Genomic DNA, 18230 nt, shown 5'->3' on the forward strand with positions numbered 1-18230 from the left:
AGCTTTGTCAAAGTTTAAAAACTTTGACAAAGCTTTTTTTTAAACCTAAACAATTTAAAACGATGGCTTTTCCTTATTTAGATATTATTATACGAAGTATTGCTGTTTACTTTTTCATGACAATTGCCCTGCGCATTTTTGGCAAAAAAGAACTTTCGCAATTGAATACCGCTGATATTATTCTGATTTTGTTGATCAGCAATTCCGTTCAAAATGCAATGGTTGGTCCAGATACCAGCCTTATTGGAGGTTTAGTTGCAGCGTTGGTTTTATTTGTAATCAATTTTATCATCAAAAAATTAACCCGTAAATACAAAATATTAAACAATCTGCTTTTAGATAAACCCGAAATTCTCATTCATAATGGTAAATTGGACTTTAAAACATTAAGCAAGTTAGATATTTCTGACGATGAATTAAAAGAAGCCATGCGCGAACACGGTTTAGAGCATTTTAAAGATGTAAAACTTTGTATGTTAGAAATTGACGGTACCATAAGTGTCATTTCTGAAGACAAAAAAAGCTTAAAACAAACTCACTACAAACGTAAGCACAACCGAAAAAATCTGCAAAAACAATTCTAAAGTAATTTCAAAAGTCTAAAAGACAGTATTTTAAACCTAAAACAAAAAAAGTTTAGCTATATACTTTGTTATACTATGTATTTTGTTATATATTAGCCGAATGAACGAAACATTTGTAACAAACTGGAAATCGCAGGTAAAGAAAGGCACACTTACTTTCATTATCCTTAATGTACTTAAAGATAATGAGTACTACGGTTATGAGCTTATAGAGCAAATAAGAAAACATACCGAAATAGAAATCGCCGAGGGAACTCTTTATCCTTTAATGAATCGGTTAAAAACAGAAGAATTAGTCGATTCAAAATGGGTAGAACAAGAAACCGGAATTCCCAGAAAATATTATTCGTTAACCGAAGCTGGAATCGAAACCCTAAAACAGATGAATATCTACTGGGAAAATCTGGAGCAGTCAATCAAAAAAATCATCAAATGAGAATAGAAGATCTAAAATTCGAACAAAAAGCTTCGCAGAGAATCTACAGTGATTATATGAAGCGAATTAAAAAAGCGACATCATCATTGTCCAAAAATAGTCAGGATGATATTTACATGGAATTCAACAGCCATATTTTTGAATCAATCCAGCACAATAAAGACAAAAACGAAATAGACGCTCTTTTGGATATTATTGAAAAACTTGGTATTCCCGAAGAAGTTTTAAAACCTCTTGTAGCCGATAAAAAATTAGAACAAGCTACGAAAACGTTCAATCCAATTCATGTTTTTAAAGCTTTAATTCTAAACTTTACAAATGGCGTTTCGTATATCTTTTTCTTTATCTTGTATTTATTCCTTTTTGGTTTTGTCTTTTTAATTTTTGCTAAAATTTTCAATCCGTCACTTGTTGGACTTTATGTAAAAAAAGACACATTTTCTCCTGCTGTTCTTGGAATGCTAAATCCCGAAAGTCAAATTAGCTATAACGTTATTGAAGTTCTTGGCAGCTGGTTTATTCCTGCAATGTTACTATTAATCGTTTTGTTCTATTTTATAATTACCCTTCTATTAAAAATTAAAAAATCAATCAATCAAAAAACACAATCATGAAAAAAATTACTATTATCTGCTTATTCGCTCTTATCACTGCGAATGGCTTTTCGCAAACTTTCAATTCTAAAAGATTAGACAGTTTATTTACACTTCTGGAGAAAAACAACAAATACATGGGAAGCATTGCCATATCTGAAAATGGAAAAACAATCTATACCAAATCAATTGGTTTTGATGACGCTGCTGCCTCAAAAAAATCAGACATTAATACAAAATACAGAATTGGCTCGATTTCTAAAATCTTTACTGCTTCTCTTATTTTTAAAGCCGTAGAAGAAAACAAAATCAATTTAAACCAAACTATTGAAAAGTATTTTCCAACCATAAAAAATGCGAAGACAATTACTATCAGCAATTTATTAAATCACCGAAGCGGAATACATGATTTTACAAATGATGACAGCTACTTTGACTGGAATACTCAATACCAGTCGAGAGATAAAATGATCGAGCGCATTGCTTCTGGAGAGATTGCTTTTGAGCCAGACTCTAAAGGAGAATACAGTAATTCTAACTATGTTTTGCTTACTTACATACTTGAACATGTTTATAAAAATCAATATGCTGAAATTTTAAATCAAAAAATAATCAAGCCTTTAAAATTAAAGAATACTTATTTTGGAGGAAAAATAAATACAAACAACAAAGAATCCTATTCTTACAGCTATTCCGGAGAATGGAAAAAAAGTACCGAAACTGATATTTCTATCCCGCAGGGAGCTGGCGGAATTGTTTCAACTCCTGTAGATTTAAACTATTTTATTGAAAGCTTATTTGCTGGCAAAATAATTTCGGCAGAACATTTAAATTTAATGAAAACCATAAAAGATAAGTTTGGAATGGGAATGTTCGAATTTCCTTATCTGGACAAAAAAGTATATGGCCATACAGGCGGAATTGATAGATTTAAATCAGTATCAGCTTATCTTCCACAAGAAAAACTGGCTGTTGCTTTTTGTTCTAACGGAAAAGATTATGACAATAATAATGTGCTTTTATGTGCTTTAAGCTCTTATTTCAACAACCCTTTTACGATGCCTAATTTCAACATTGTTCAGGTTCCTGCCCAAACATTAAATTTATATTCAGGAACCTACAGCAGTTTACAAATTCCTTTTAAAATAAACATTTCTCAAAAAGACAATACTTTAATTGCTCAGGCAGATGGACAATCTTCTTTTCCTTTAGAATCTACCTCTGTAAACATCTTTAAATTTGACACCGCAGGAATTGTATTAGAATTTAATTCAGAGAAAAATGAAATGAATTTAAAACAAGGCGGAAAAGAATATTTATTTAAAAAAGAATAAATCTTAAAAAAAGTTTTAATAAGCAAAAGCCCGATTTCAATTTGAAATCGGGCTTTTGCTTATATTAATACTGCTAGTTTTTAACATCCATTTTTCTAATTGTTTTGTGCGTTAAACCAAATGGTTTAAGTCTATGATTCAGGTTTATTAAAATATAATCCTGTTCTTTAGGAAACTTCTCTGCTATGCTTTTATAATGCGTTAGAAGTTTTCTATCGTCTACTTTATCTAAAGCCTGTAATGTAGTATGAATAACTCTATTCGCTTTATCATTCAATCCTAAAATAAAAGTTTCCAGATAATCACTTTTGTTTTCTAATAAGCCAAGAGTATAGTAAGCGCTTACTCTAATACTCTCATCTTTATGTGTAGTAAAAGGAATAACTATTGAACTATAATCAATATTCATTTCTTTAAGCAGATAAGTACAGAAACTAAAAGTTTCATCATCATTTACTGCATCAATATTTTCTTTTATAAACTCCAGCCAATCCAAACTTTTATCTTTTGCATACCAGAATATAAATTGAAATACGCTCAATACATCTTTTTCAGCAAATTCAATTAAATAAGGATATGCGCGATTATAATCAAACTTTGTAAATACCTGAAGCAGTTTTTTCTGAATTTCATTTTCACTCAACTTGTATTCTTTTTCTAAAATATCCAACGTTTGAGAATCTATCTTTTGCTTTTTTAAGATTCCTGTTAAACATTCTAATTTCATTTCTCTGTCTTTTTCAGTACTAAATACTTCTAAAATATGAGATACTGCCCCACCTAAAGTATAATTAAATAAACCAGTATCATCATTTGCATTTTCTGCTGTGATTTCATCGAGCCAGCGCTCATACCAATCTAAAAAATTCGACTCGAAAGCAAAATAAGGTTTCTGTCTGTCTATATCAATATTAACAACCCTTCCTTTAAATTCTCCATTTAAAATAAGTCCATAATAATAGTTACACCCCTGGCTTCCGATAGGCAGGATTCCGCCAAATATTTTTCCTAATTCGGCTTCAAAATCTTCATCAGAGATATCGTCATTTTCTTCAACATTTCTGGTTAATTCCTTCCAGAATTCATTGCTCATTTTTGGATAAATTATACAATCTTGCTTTAACCAATTTTGCGGATTACTATAAATAAATTCTTCAAGATTTTCTCCAAAAGGAAATATTCCATAACTAGGCCCCGCAGCAGAATCCTGATAGGAGATTCCGCCATTTCCAATATTTAGCAGAAATTCTTTATATGATTCCGGAAGAGAGACAGCATAATCACTTTCAAATTTTAAAACATCATCATGACCAACCGTTTTTCTAACAACATATTTATGACTGTCGGCGCCAAATACTTTAAAATCTTTATCTATCTTTTTTGCTAAAATCAGTTTCTTTTTAACTCTCTCAATTTGGCTTGTAATCTCTTTATTCATTATAAAAATGTAACTTTCAATAATTATTCTTGTTTTTTACGCTAATTCAAATTTAGCTTTTTCAATTTTCAATCTGAATTCTAACAGCTGCCATGCCGTCTTTAAATTCATCTGCTTTTTCGTATTGTGGAACCGCAATTTCTTTTCCTTCTTTATCAATAAAACCATATTTTCCATTCAACTTTACCACAGCTATTCCATCTTTAAAAGATTCTATTATATCATACTTAACAGAAGTAATTTCTTTACCGGTTTTATCCATCAATCCGTATTTATCACCAAGTTTAACCTGTACTAAACCATCATTTGAAATCATATAATCAAAGTTTGCAGGAACAATTTCTTTACCATTTACATCGATTACTCCATATTTTTCATTCAATTTTACAATCGAAACTCCATCGGTAAAATAAAAATTCATTTCGTATTGAAGAGGGATTATCAGCTTTCCTTCTTCATTGATCAATCCATACTTATTATTTAATTCGACAGTTGCAAAACCTTCTTTAAAATTTTGAACATGATCGTAAATCGGAACAATAATTTCTTTCCCTATTTGATTAACAAGACCGTATTTATTGTTTAATTTCACAACAGCATATCCATCTGCAAAATCTTTTATATCATCATACTTAGGGCTGATCTCCTCGCCTATAACATCTATAAAACCCCATTTATTATTCAATTTTACACCTATAATTTCTGAAGATAAAGTTTTTGCATCATCATATTTTTTTGAGAGTAATGCATCGGCATTTTTAATCAAATATTGGTTTTTAGCATTTTTATTATTCACTATTATCCAGTTCTGTTTGTTGATTATCTCGTCGTAAATACATCGTATTACTTCTTTCCCTGTTTTATCAACTACACCATATTTGCTTTTTAATTTAACCGAAACAAATCCGTTTTCAAATGTACCAATACCATCATACTTACACGGAATGATTTCTTTACCCGTTTGGTCAACAAAACCATATTTAAAAGTTTTCTCATTTAATTGAGCAAAACTCGTTTTTACAACCAATACAAAAAACAATATAATTATTCTCTTCATTATTTTAAACTTTAAAACTGATCTTACAAAAATCGACAAAAATAATCTTATAAACAGTCTATAAAAGTTTTTAAACCTATATTTTAAAACAATTTTTCAGCTTAGTTTTATTCATAAAAAAAACCCGGTTTCTATTTAGAAACCGGGTTTAAAGTATTTTGACAAAATGTGATTTTCATTTCACATTAATTATTTAAATAAAGATGTTTAGAATAAAATAAACCAAACCAGCCAACAAGGCCGAAATTGGAATAGTTAAGATCCAGGCCCAGATTAAACTTACTGTAACTCCCCAGCGAACTGCAGAAACACGTTTTGTTAATCCAACACCAATAATAGATCCTGTAATGGTATGCGTTGTACTTACCGGAATTTTTAAATGTTCTGTAAAATAAAGCGTTAAAGCTCCTGCAGTTTCAGCCGCAACACCTTCAAACGAACTTACTTTTGTAATTTTAGATCCCATTGTTTTCACAATTTTCCATCCACCGCTTAAAGTTCCGGCAGCAATGGCAGAGTAACAAGCTAACGGAATCCAGCTTGGCATTTTAAAAGCACCATCTTCAGAAGGAAGAACTACATCCAGCCAAGGATCCATGTGAACACCAGGATTTGTATTAATATAAACAACAACCGCTGCTGCTATAATACCCATTACTTTTTGCGAATCATTTCCTCCGTGACCTAAACTAAAAGCCGCAGAAGATAGTAACTGCATTTTTTTCAAAGCTGCATCGGCCTGATGAAGATTTAAACTACTAAAAATCAAACAAAAAGCACTCACGGTTAATACAATAAATGCAACCAAAAGCCATTTAATATTATGTGGTTCTAATGCAACACTCCAAAAAACAGAAGAAGCAAAACGAGGTTTGTGTCCATCTTTTATAATTTCATCGTAGGGAATCATTTGTGCATAAACAAACCAGATTGTAGCAATCATTAAAGCTACAGTGAATATTTTAGGACCAATACTTTTACGAGAAGCATTTAATAACCAAATAGAAATTAAATAGGATGCCAAAGCCCCCAACAAAGGTGCTAAAACAATAAAAGCAACAATTATAAGAACTCCAGAAGGCATTCCGCCCTCTTTTCCAGCCTTATACCAGCTTACAATATCATACCAATGGTGTGTAGCCCCATCTGCCCCAACATAACCTGAAAAGCCATGAACTGCAATAGCGTGCGCAACCGCTGCACCGGCAAAACCACCAATAAGAGTATGTGAAGAACTTGAAGGAATTCCAAGCCACCAAGTCAATAAATTCCAGCAAATTGCGGCAATTACACCAGCCAAAATCACCACCAGGTCAATTTGCATTGTATCCGCTGTTTTAGCAACAGTATCTGCAACACCAAATCCGAATACCCAATAAGCTAAAAAATTAAAAAATGCTGCCCAAAGAACGGCCTGAAAAGGCGTTAGAACCTTTGTTGCAACAACAGTCGCTATAGCATTTGCCGCATCATGAAAACCATTGATGTAATCAAAAATTAAGGCTAATACTATAATTAATACAAGTAGCGTCATAAAATTATAACTTCAGGATGAAAAATTGAATTAAGAATGTTTTACAGAAATAGATTCTAGTATGTTAGCAACACTTTTACATTTATCTGTCGCTGATTCTAAAACAGATAACACTTCTTTATACTTAATGATATTTTTAGCATCTGTTTCGTTTTCAAAAATTTCAAAAACTGCTTTATTATAAACGTTATCTGACTTGTTTTCCAGTTTGTTAATTCTGGCACAAGCATCTTTAATGACTTTAAAATTCTTTAAATTTCTTAACTCTTTTACAGCACTGTCGATATTTTGACAAGCTTCAAGGTTAATTTCTGTCATTTTTCTTATTGATTTTGTAATCTTATCAACCTGATACAATCTCATACGGCTTGCTGCGCCATGAAGGTAATCGGCAACGTTATCAATTGAAGTAATTAATGTATGAATATCCTCTCTATCAAATGGAGTAATAAAGTTTCTGCTTAATTCCAAATTGGTCTGACGTGTAATGTCTTCGCCTTTTTGCTCTAATTCGTCAATCTTTTGAAAAAGAACTTCTCTTTCTTTTAATGGAAGGTTTACAGCTTCGTGTAAGTTAGAAGCTAATTCAATTAAATTGCTTGAAGCTTCTTCAAAAAGTGGAAAGAATTTTTTGTCTTTCGGCACTAAAAATTGGAAAATACTGTTTATTGACATTTTTATATTTTTGATAGTGCAAAATTACTTCAATAATATTTTACAATGTTAAGCCATTGTTAACAAATCGTTTTCTATTTGGAAACTCTCCAGAAACGAAACCGTGTTTTCAATATCATAATGTAAGATTCTATCTTCTTTAACCAAAGGCACCACTTCTCTGTAACTGCTTAGGAACATTTCGATGAAATCACTTGATTTTAAAGGCTCTCTATAAGCAATTGCCTGTGAGGCATTTAATAATTCAATTGCTAAAATACGCTCTAAATTATCTAAAACCCGTAAGGCTTTTGTAGCTCCGTTGGCTCCCATACTCACATGATCTTCTTGTCCGTTACTCGAAACAATGCTGTCAACACTTGACGGTACTGCCAATTGTTTGTTTTGACTCGCAATACTTGCTGCAGTATATTGAGGAATCATGAACCCTGAATTCAATCCCGGGTTATCAACCAAAAATGCAGGAAGATTACGTAAACCCGAAATTAACTGATAGGTTCTTCTTTCAGAAATACTTCCTAATTCGGCTAAAGCAATTGCCATAAAATCTAAAGCCAAAGCCAAAGGCTGTCCGTGGAAATTTCCGCCCGAAATAATCTGATCGGCTTCAATAAATATATTGGGATTATCTGTAACCGAATTAATTTCGGTTTTAAATACTTTTCTAACATAATCAATCGCATCTTTTGAAGCGCCGTGAACCTGAGGCATACAACGGAAAGAATACGGATCCTGAACATGTTTCTTTTCCTGGGCAATGATTTCACTTCCTTCCAAAAACTCATTAATACGCTGCGCCGTTACAATTTGTCCTTTATGCGGACGTATATAATGTATCAATTCATTAAACGGCTCAATTCTTCCATCAAAACCTTCTAATGAAATAGTTCCAATTAAATCTGCCAGATACGAATATTTATACGCTTTAATTAAAATATGGGCTCCATAAGCACTCATAAACTGAGTTCCGTTTAACAATGCCAAACCTTCTTTGGACTGTAACACAATTGGTTCCCAGTTAAAATGTTTTAAAACTTCGGCAGAAGCTGTTTTCTTTCCTTCAAAATATACTTCACCTTCTCCAATTAATGGTAATGATAAATGAGCCAAAGGCGCTAAATCTCCAGAAGCTCCAAGTGAACCTTGCGTATAAATTATTGGTAAAATACCATTATTGTAAAAATCAACCAAACGCTGCAATGTAATCAACTGAATTCCAGAATGCCCGTAGCTCAAAGATTGGATTTTAAGCAAAAGCATCATTTTTACAATTTCAGCCGGAACTTCTTCACCTGTTCCGCAGGCATGAGATTTTACTAAGTTTTCCTGAAGTTTAGATAAATTCTCGTTAGAAATCTTTACACTGTATAATGATCCAAAACCGGTATTGATTCCGTAAATAGGTGCCGTATGCGATGCCATTTTTTTATCTAAATAATCACGGCATTTTTGCACATTTACTTTGGCTTCTTCAGATAATTCAAGTGCTTTATCATTGACTAAAATTTCTTGTAAAGTTTCTAAATTTATGGTTTCAGTACTTATATAGTGGATTTCTCTCATGATGGTTTTCAATTTAAGATGTCAAAATTCAACAAATCAATATTAAAAAGCAACATTTTATCACAATAATTAAAATTTCTGCGAAAGCGATTCTGTAGTTTTAATTATTTGATAATAGTAAAATGTAGATTATCACGCCTTTTTAATCACTTTTTCAATAGAAATCTTATCCTAAACCAAATAGATTTTGATTTACAAAAGTCGGAAATATATTAAAACGTCAACTTAACATATCTAATTTTAATAAATGCTCAATATTGAAATCTAAGGATTTGAATTATTAAAATATTCGCAAAAAGGCTTTTAAAGTTTTTAACTTTTACAAAAAGCTGTACTTTTGAAAAATCAAAATGAAAAGTAACAGCATCAAATATCAATCTACTATGACAACTCAAACCAGAGTTGAAATTGCTGCTACGATTATTTCTACTACAACAACTACTACCCCTTAGGGGTATACATTTTTACATATAATCCAGATTATCTATACTTTTTTCTTAAAAGAAGAAAGGCATTGGATACATGAAAACATTTACAAAAAAAAGCCGCAGTTTTCAGTTTCAGTTCACAGTTGACAGCCTTTGAACCTTTGTTACTAAAATCTTTGCACCTTATTAAAAAATATCAAAAATGAAAGTATTAAAATTTGGCGGAACTTCGGTTGCCAATGCTCAAAATATAAAGCTCGTTCTCGAAATTGTTAACCAAAAAGCAAAGCAGGATAAACTAGTTGTTGTAGTTTCTGCACTCAGCAAAGTAACCGATTTATTACAATTGGCAGCGGCAAAAGCAGCGGCAAACGACGAAGGCTTTAGAGATATTGTGGCCGAAATCGAGAAAAAACACCTTGACACACTTAAGGAACTTATTCCGGTAAGCGAACAAAGCAGTTTGTTAAGTCATGTTAAAAGAATTATCAATCACTTAGAAACTTTATTAGACGGTTGTTTTTTACTGGGCGAATTATCTCCTAGAACTGCTGATACTATTTTAAGTTTTGGAGAACTGCTTTCGTCATACATAATCGCCCAGGCATTTCAGCAAACTGAAAAAGATGCGGTTTACAAAGACAGCCGTGAGTTGATTAAAACTAATGCCGATTTTGGTAAAGCGGCCGTTAACTTCGAAATTTCAAACCAATTGATTCAGGAGTATTTTGCTTCGAATGAATCAAAAATCAATATTCTTCCGGGATTTATTGCGCAGACTTTAGACGGAATTACCTCTACTTTAGGACGCGGCGGATCTGATTATACTGCGGCAATTATCGCCGGAGCTTTAGATGCAGAACAACTGGAAATCTGGACTGACGTAAACGGAATGTTTACTGCAAACCCAAAAATCGTAAAACAAGCACAGCCGATTGCGAATATTTCGTATCAGGAAGCAATGGAATTGTCGCATTTTGGTGCCAAAGTTTTATATCCGCCAACAATTCAGCCTGTTTTAAGAAAAAACATTCCAATTCTGATCAAAAATACTTTTGAACCGGAAGCCGAAGGAACTTTAATTTCTGATCATGTTCAATCTAAAGATACCGTTGTAAAAGGAATCAGCCATATCGATAATATTTCGCTTTTAACACTTGAAGGTCCGGGAATGATTGGTGTTGCAGGTTCATCAAGACGTTTGTTTGAAGTATTGTCTCAGGAAAAAATCAACGTAATTTTTATTACTCAGGCTTCTTCTGAGCACTCCATTTGTATCGGAATTTTAAATTCGGATGCTGATAATGCCGAAGCTGCGATTAACCGAGCTTTTGAAATCGAAATTGCACAAAACAAAATCGATCCTTGTTATGTAGAAAAAGATCTTTGCATTATTGCTCTGGTTGGTGAAAACATGAAAAATCACCAGGGTTTAAGCGGAAGAATGTTCAGTACTTTAGGAAAAAACAACGTAAATATCCGTGCGATTGCACAAGGTGCATCTGAAAGAAATATTTCGACTGTAATTAACGAAAGAGACGTTAAAAAAGCATTGAACACTTTACACGAGAATTTCTTTGAAGAAAACACAAAACAGCTCAATTTATTCGTAATGGGAGTTGGAAATGTGGGAGAAAAATTCATCGAGCAGATTCACAATCAGAGAAAATTCTTAAAAGAAAATTTAAAGATTAATGTTCGTGTAATTGCTTTATCAAATTCAAGAAAAATGGTATTTGATGAAGACGGAATTTCATTAAAAGACTGGCAGTCGACTTTAGATAAAGGAGAAGCAGCAATTCCAACAGAATTCATTGCACGTGCCAGAGAATTAAATTTACGTAACAGTATTTTTGTAGATATTACTGCAAATGCAAGCGTTTCTGAAATGTATGAGAAATTCTTAAAAGAAAGTATTGCCGTTGTAACTTGTAATAAAATTGCCTGTTCATCTGCTTATGACAATTATAAAAAATTAAAAAGCTTATCTCGCCAATACAATGCTCCGTTTTTATTTGAAACGAATGTTGGCGCGGGATTACCAATTATTGACACTGTAAAAAACCTTATTGCGTCTGGCGATAAAGTGCATAAAATTCAGGCGGTTTTATCAGGAAGTTTGAACTTCATTTTCAACAATTTTGATAAAAACAATTCTTTCCACGATGTGGTAAAAGAAGCCGGAGTTCAGGGATTCACAGAACCAGATCCAAAAATCGACTTAAGCGGGGTTGACGTGGCTCGTAAAATCCTTATTTTGATTCGCGAAAGCGGTTACGAAATGGATATTGATGCCATTGCAAACGAATCGTTTTTACCTGCAGAATGTTTAGCAACAACAAACAACGAAGATTTCTTTGCATCGTTAATCAAACATGCTTCACATTTTGAAGGTATTTATGAAGAAGCTTTAGCCAAAGATTCTAGATTAAAATATGTGGCACAATTCGAAAACGGAAAAGCAAGCGTAGGTCTGCAATTTATTCCAAAAGATCATCCTTTCTACAATTTAGAAGGAAAAGATAATATCGTGCTTTTCTACACAGATCGTTACGTAGATCAGCCTTTATTGATCAAAGGAGCCGGAGCCGGAGCAGCTGTAACAGCATCAGGAATTTTTGCTGATGTAATTAGAATTGGAAACGTGTAAAAGATACTAAGATGCTGAGTTACTAAGATTCTAAGTTTTTTTTCTAAACTTAGAATCTCGGAAACTTATAATCTCAGAAACTTAAAAATAAAAAGTTGCAAAGAAATCTTAGAAACTTAGAATCTTAGCATCTTAGAAACTTTAAAAAAAAATGGAAATAAAATTATTCTGTCCCGCTACAATTGCCAACCTCTCATGCGGATTTGACGTATTGGGACTTTGCTTAGACAATGCGGGCGATGAAATGATTGTTCGAAAAGTCGATCAAAAAGGAATTCGAATCACTAAAATTGTGGGTGCCGATCTGCCTTTGGAAACCGAGAAAAACGTTTCTGGAGTTGCGGCTTTGGCAATGTTGGAAACTTTAGACGAACTGGATTTTGGATTTGAAATCGAAATTTATAAAAACATAAAAGCCGGAAGCGGCATTGGAAGCAGTGCCGCAAGTTCTGCCGGAGCGGTTTTCGGAATTAATGAATTATTAGGAAGACCTTATTCTCGTAAAGATTTGGTTCAGTTTGCGATGCAGGGCGAAAAATTAGCCAGCGGAAACGCACATGCTGACAACGTTGCTCCTGCCCTATTAGGCGGATTTACTTTGGTAAGAAGTTACGCCCCTCTTGATATTATCAGAATTGACAGTCCGGAGGAATTGTACGCAACGGTGGTTCACCCGCAAATTGAATTGAAAACATCTGATGCACGTTCGGTTTTAAAACAAAATGTTTCCCTGAAAAGTGCCATTATGCAATGGGGAAATGTAGGCGGATTAGTCGCTGGTCTTTATACCAAAGATTACGAATTAATTGGACGTTCGCTTCATGATGAAATCGTTGAGCCTTTAAGAAGTGTTTTAATTCCGGGTTTCGATCAAATTAAACAAACGGCTTACGAAAACGGTGCTTTAGGTTCTGGAATTTCAGGTTCCGGCCCATCGATTTTCGCTTTAAGCAGAGGAAAAGAAACCGCCGAAAAAATCGCAAAAGCCATGAGCGATGTTTACGAAAAAATGAATTTACCGTATGAAATTCACGTTTCGAAAATCAATCCAGACGGCGTAAGAATTATTTAAAATAAGTGCTTAGTTCCTAGTCCTTAGTAATTAGTCGCAAAAGACTAAGACTAGCAGCTAAGGACTAAGGACTAATTACTAAGAACTAATAAAAAATGAAATACTACAGTTTAAACCATAATGCCCCAAAAGTTTCTTTTCAGGAAGCTGTTATACAAGGATTAGCGAGTGACAAAGGATTATATTTTCCAGAAAACATTACTCCTTTAGATCCGTCATTTTTTGATAAAATCGAAAGTTTAAGCCACGAAGAAATCGCTTTTGAAGCGATCAAACAATTCGTTGGCGATGAAATACCAGCAGAAAAACTAAAAGAAATTATTGCTGATACTTTAGTTTTTGATTTTCCGGTAGTGAAAGTTGAAAACGGAATTTATTCCTTAGAATTATTTCACGGGCCGACAATGGCGTTTAAAGACGTTGGAGCGCGTTTTATGTCACGTTGTCTGGGCTATTTCAATAAAGACAAAAAAGACGCTAAAAACACAGTTTTAGTTGCCACTTCTGGAGATACAGGCGGAGCCGTTGCGAGCGGATTTCTTGGCGTTGACGGCGTTGATGTTGTCATTTTATATCCGTCAGGAAAAGTGAGCGATATTCAGGAAAAACAATTGACTACTTTAGGGCAAAACATTAAAGCGCTGGAAGTTGACGGTGTTTTTGACGATTGTCAGGATATGGTAAAAAAAGCGTTTTTAGATGAAACTTTAGCGCATAAAAACCTGACTTCGGCGAACTCTATTAATATTGCGCGCTGGTTACCGCAAATGTTTTATTTCTTCTTTGCTTACAAAGCACTGAAAAGCCAAAACAAACCTTTAGTTTTCTCTTGCCCAAGCGGAAACTTCGGGAATATCTGCGCCGGAATTATGGCAAAGAAATTAGGTTTGCCAATTGAACATTTTGTAGCGTCTACAAACGTAAACGACACAGTGCCAAGATTCTTAGAAAACGGAAAATACGATCCAAAACCTTCTAAAGCAACAATCTCTAACGCAATGGACGTTGGAAACCCAAGTAACTTTATTAGAATTCAGGAATTATACAATAATGATTTAAAAGCTTTCGAAAAAGACTTTTCTTCTTATAGTTATACTGACGAAGAAACTCTTGATGCTCTAAAGAAAATTTATAACACAGACGGTTATATCGCAGAACCGCACGGCGCTGTTGGTTATTTAGGTTTGAAAAAGGAACTAGAAAAACACCCTAACGCAATTGGTATTTTCTTAGAAACGGCGCATCCTATTAAATTCTTAGATGTTGTTGAACCTGCTTTGGGAATTACGCTTCCTATTCCTGCTCAGATCGAGAGTGTTATTAATGAGGAGAAAGTTAGTGTGAAGATTAAAAGTTATGAGGAGTTGAAAGGTTTTCTAAACTTATAACTTCTTTTTTTGATAAAACTTTATACCGCAAATTTTACTACTTTATCTTAGTTTAATTTGCGGTTTTCGTTTATAATTCAATTAGTTTTTTATAAGGAAAATTATTATGTTTGAATATAATAATTTTTAAAATGGAGAAAACTAAAGAAATAATTGAATTAGAGAATCTTTATAATATTAAACTCGTTCCAATTAACAGAGAATACAATATTTTGGATCAAGTTCATAATAAGAATGCATTTGAACTTAATGATAATGAAGAAATAATAGGATTAAATTTTTATTCTACAGGCATTTCTGATTTTAAAATCCTTCAAAAGTTTTCTAAATTGTGCTCACTTAGTATAGGATTAGAGAAAAACAATAATTTTCTTTTTTTGAAAGATTTATCAAGTTTAACAGCTTTAAGTCTCAAACATAATCAAATATCAGATATTAAATTTATCAAAGATCTAAAAAAAATAGAAATATTAAATCTAGACAACAATGAAATTTCCGATTTAACTCCTATTAAAAATTTAATTAATTTGAAGAGATTAGAATTATTTGAAAATCAAATTTCAGATATTTCTTCTTTAAGTAATCTTCTAAATTTAGAAAAATTAAATCTTTGGGACAACACAATCACCGATATCACCCCAATAAAAAAATTAACAAACCTAACTATTTTAGATTTAGATGATAATCAAATAGAAGATATAACCGCACTTGAAAATCTAAAAAAAATAGAAACATTATATTTAAGCAATAACAAAATTACTGATATAAGTCCTATTAACAATTTAGATTTAATTAGAACTCTTAATATATCAGATAATAAAATTTCTAATATTTCAAATATAAAAAATCTAAAGAGACTAAGGAGTCTTGAAATGAATAGTATTGAAAGTACAATTTATCCTTCAATATTTTCAAACTTAGATTTTTTGACCAGCTTGAGTTGTATTGAATGTAATATAACAAATTTAGATTTTTTAAAAGACCTAAAATCATTAATTTCATTAAATCTTAGTGACAATAAAATTTCCGACCTTTCTCCTTTGACTGAACTTAACCGTTTATCATCATTAAATATATCTAAAAATCTAATTTCAGATATTTCTCAATTAAAGAATTTAAAATCTTTAACATCTCTTAATCTAAATCATAACAAAATATCAGATATAGAAGTTTTAGAGAAATTAGAAAATCTTACTTATCTCAATTTAAGCAAAAATTTAATAACAAATATACGACCATTACTAAATTTTCTTTCAAAGAATATTACTATAAACCCATTAAATTATTTACCAAATGCGTTATATTTGGAAGATAACCCTCTTGAATTCCCTCCTATTCAAACTTTAAAAGGAGGAAATGATGCCATCATTCGTTTTTTTAAAAAAATTGATGAAGAGGGTACTGCAACTATCTTTGAAGCTAAATTAACATTAGTTGGAGAAGGAAGTGCTGGAAAAACTTCATTATTGAAAAGATTGCTAAATTCAACGAATAAATTACCTGAAGAAAAAAATAGAACTAGAGGCATTTTAATAGCTGATTGGGAATTTAAAAAGCAAAAAAATAAAAAACATATCGCACATATATGGGATTTTGGAGGACAAGATGTATACTATCCTGTACATCGATTTTTTTTAACCGAAAATTCCGTATTTGTTTTATTAGCTTCATCAAGACAAAATACTCATCATTTTGATTATTGGATTCCGACAATTTATCAATTTGGAGGAAAAAGTCCAATCATATTAGGACAAACATGTCACGATGGGAATATTGTTCATTGGAATGATATAGGAGCTTATATAGCTAACGAAAACTTTAATATAATCAAAGATCAAGAAAAAAATTATTATGAAATCAATTTACCAAATAAAAACAAAGGTCTTTCAGAAATTAAAAATTCGATAATAAATCAAATTGTAAACTTACCGCATTATAAAAAAAGCGTGCCTAAATCATGGATAACAATCCGAGAATTAATTAACAGTATTAAAGAAGAAAACTGCATCTCTTATTTAGATTTAAAAAATAAAATAAAAGAATCAAATCCACAAAGTTTTTCAAAAAAAGAAGATATTGATGATTGTTTAATATTTTTTCATTCCATTGGTGTTTTATTGTGGTATCATAAAGAAATTAAATTAAAAAATTGGGTAATACTTAATCCAAAATGGTCAGTTGATGCTGTTTACAAAATAATAGATGATGATAAAATTTCTAACCAGAAAGGAATTATATTTTCTGTAGATTTTGAAAGAGTATGGGAAGAAAATATATATGAAGATAAACATGAAATTTTAAAGGACATGCTTGAAGTTTTCAAAATTGCATTTCCTAAAAAACATAATCAGTTAGATTATATAATGCCAACTCGTTTACAATCGATGTCTAGTGAAAGTATTTGGGCGGATTCAGAATCTTGTTTACAAATAGAATATCAATATGAATTTATGCCAAAAGGACTCGTAAATCAAATTAGTGCAGAATTAAGTAGGTACATAATTGACGATAATCAGGTATGGAACAATGGAGTTAATTTTAGTGATGACGAAACTGTCTGTCAAGTTTTTGAGGATTTTTATCACAGAAAAATAACAGTAAAAGCAAAAGGGAAGGATGCAAGAGGTATTATAATGATTATAATGAATGCTCTAAAAGATATTACAGATGGATATAAAGGAGTTATACCAAAAATTATAATTCCATGTTTTTGTGCGAAATGTTTAAGTAAAAAAGACCCTACAACCTTTTCTTATGAAATGTTGCTCGACAAAATCAAGGAAAAACCTGACTCTAAAGTATTTTGTAATATTAGTGAACAGGTTTTTAAAGTTGAAGAATTATTATTTAATGTAGGTTTGCCCAATCCAATAAAAGAAGTTAGAGAAGAAATAGAAAAAATGGAAAAAATGGAAAAAATAATGGAAGAAAAAAATACCCCACTTAAAGTTTTTGTAACATATAGCTGGTCAGATGAAAATAATAATTTTGATCAAGAACATCAGAATAAGGTAGGTAATTTTGTGAGTCAGTTGAGATCTAAATGGGGATTAGACGCTTCATTTGATTTACAAAAGGAAGAGAATAACTTTGTTAAAATGATGTTTGAAAATCTAACTGAAAATGATAAAATTATAATTGTATTGAATAAAGGATATGCATCAAAAGCAAATAAATTTAAAAACGGTGTTGGAACTGAATATGCAAGAATAATTAATGATATTACTCAGAATCCAAAAAAATATATTTTAATTTCTTTTGAAAAACGAAATAGTGATATTTATCCTTTTGGTTTCCAAGGTAGTGATGTAATTGAAATAAGTAGCGATTTAGTTTCAGATAATTTACCAGAATCTCAAAATAGGTTATTATCAAAATTAATTGACGAGCCCTTAATCGAAATGCCTGAAATAGCAGGAAAAACTCCTAAGGTTACAAAAAAATCATTCTAAAAAATATAAATTATTATCGATTTCTT

General features: G+C 31.8%; 13 protein-coding genes. 8 read left to right on the forward strand and 5 right to left on the reverse strand.

Features of this window, described 5'->3' with window-relative positions; all coding sequences use genetic code 11:
• Positions 1 to 62: 62 nt before the first annotated feature.
• The 4 genes from L1276_RS05135 to L1276_RS05150 all read left to right on the forward strand — a co-directional run bounded on the left by L1276_RS05135 (position 63) and on the right by L1276_RS05150 (position 2947).
• Positions 63 to 584, forward strand: a complete 522-nt coding sequence (locus tag L1276_RS05135; RefSeq protein ID WP_253785956.1) for a DUF421 domain-containing protein — start codon at positions 63 to 65, stop codon at positions 582 to 584.
• A 100-nt stretch (positions 585 to 684) separates the two neighbouring features.
• Entirely contained in the window at positions 685 to 1020 is a 336-nt protein-coding gene (locus tag L1276_RS05140; protein ID WP_253785957.1) for a PadR family transcriptional regulator, read from the forward strand.
• Positions 1017 to 1634 carry an HAAS domain-containing protein gene (locus L1276_RS05145; RefSeq protein ID WP_253785958.1) on the forward strand — a complete coding sequence of 206 codons (618 nt, stop codon included), beginning with the start codon at positions 1017 to 1019 and terminating at the stop codon, positions 1632 to 1634. Before L1276_RS05140 ends, L1276_RS05145 begins: the two co-directional genes overlap by 4 nt.
• Entirely contained in the window at positions 1631 to 2947 is a 1317-nt protein-coding gene (locus L1276_RS05150) for a serine hydrolase (RefSeq protein ID WP_253785959.1), read from the forward strand. Before L1276_RS05145 ends, L1276_RS05150 begins: the two co-directional genes overlap by 4 nt.
• Before the next feature lie 73 nt (positions 2948 to 3020).
• Here L1276_RS05150 and L1276_RS05155 read toward each other — a convergent pair whose 3' ends face one another.
• From L1276_RS05155 to hutH, 5 genes are all read right to left on the reverse strand, one after another.
• A complete protein-coding gene (locus L1276_RS05155; RefSeq protein WP_253785960.1) occupies positions 3021 to 4385 on the reverse strand; it encodes an SMI1/KNR4 family protein in 1365 nt (454 codons plus the stop codon).
• 61 nt (positions 4386 to 4446) lie between these two features.
• Positions 4447 to 5442, reverse strand: coding sequence for a WG repeat-containing protein (locus tag L1276_RS05160; protein WP_253785961.1), 996 nt, complete (start codon positions 5440 to 5442; stop codon positions 4447 to 4449).
• Positions 5443 to 5635: 193 nt separating this feature from the next.
• On the reverse strand, positions 5636 to 6976 hold the full coding sequence (locus L1276_RS05165; RefSeq protein WP_253785962.1) for an inorganic phosphate transporter: 1341 nt from the start codon (positions 6974 to 6976) through the stop codon (positions 5636 to 5638).
• A gap of 30 nt (positions 6977 to 7006) precedes the next feature.
• Positions 7007 to 7651 (reverse strand): DUF47 domain-containing protein, encoded by a 645-nt coding sequence (locus L1276_RS05170; RefSeq protein WP_007810732.1) that lies wholly within the window; start codon positions 7649 to 7651, stop codon positions 7007 to 7009.
• A 48-nt stretch (positions 7652 to 7699) separates the two neighbouring features.
• On the reverse strand, positions 7700 to 9214 hold the full coding sequence (gene hutH / locus L1276_RS05175) for a histidine ammonia-lyase (protein ID WP_253785963.1): 1515 nt from the start codon (positions 9212 to 9214) through the stop codon (positions 7700 to 7702).
• Between the two features lie 630 nt (positions 9215 to 9844).
• Between hutH and thrA the strand changes: the two genes are divergently transcribed.
• From thrA to L1276_RS05195, 4 genes are all read left to right on the forward strand, one after another.
• The gene (thrA, locus tag L1276_RS05180; RefSeq protein ID WP_253785964.1) at positions 9845 to 12292 is read left to right on the forward strand and encodes a bifunctional aspartate kinase/homoserine dehydrogenase I; all 2448 of its coding nucleotides are present in this window, start codon (positions 9845 to 9847) and stop codon (positions 12290 to 12292) included.
• A gap of 151 nt (positions 12293 to 12443) precedes the next feature.
• Entirely contained in the window at positions 12444 to 13364 is a 921-nt protein-coding gene (locus tag L1276_RS05185; protein WP_253785965.1) for a homoserine kinase, read from the forward strand.
• Positions 13365 to 13459: 95 nt separating this feature from the next.
• Positions 13460 to 14752: a threonine synthase gene (gene thrC / locus L1276_RS05190; protein ID WP_253785966.1), complete on the forward strand. Its 1293-nt coding sequence runs from the start codon at positions 13460 to 13462 to the stop codon at positions 14750 to 14752.
• Positions 14753 to 14883: 131 nt separating this feature from the next.
• Positions 14884 to 18204, forward strand: a complete 3321-nt coding sequence (locus L1276_RS05195) for a leucine-rich repeat domain-containing protein (RefSeq protein ID WP_253785967.1) — start codon at positions 14884 to 14886, stop codon at positions 18202 to 18204.
• Positions 18205 to 18230: the final 26 nt, after the last annotated feature.

It is taken from the genome of Flavobacterium sp. HSC-32F16 (assembly GCF_024171645.1).
Lineage (GTDB): Bacteria > Bacteroidota > Bacteroidia > Flavobacteriales > Flavobacteriaceae > Flavobacterium.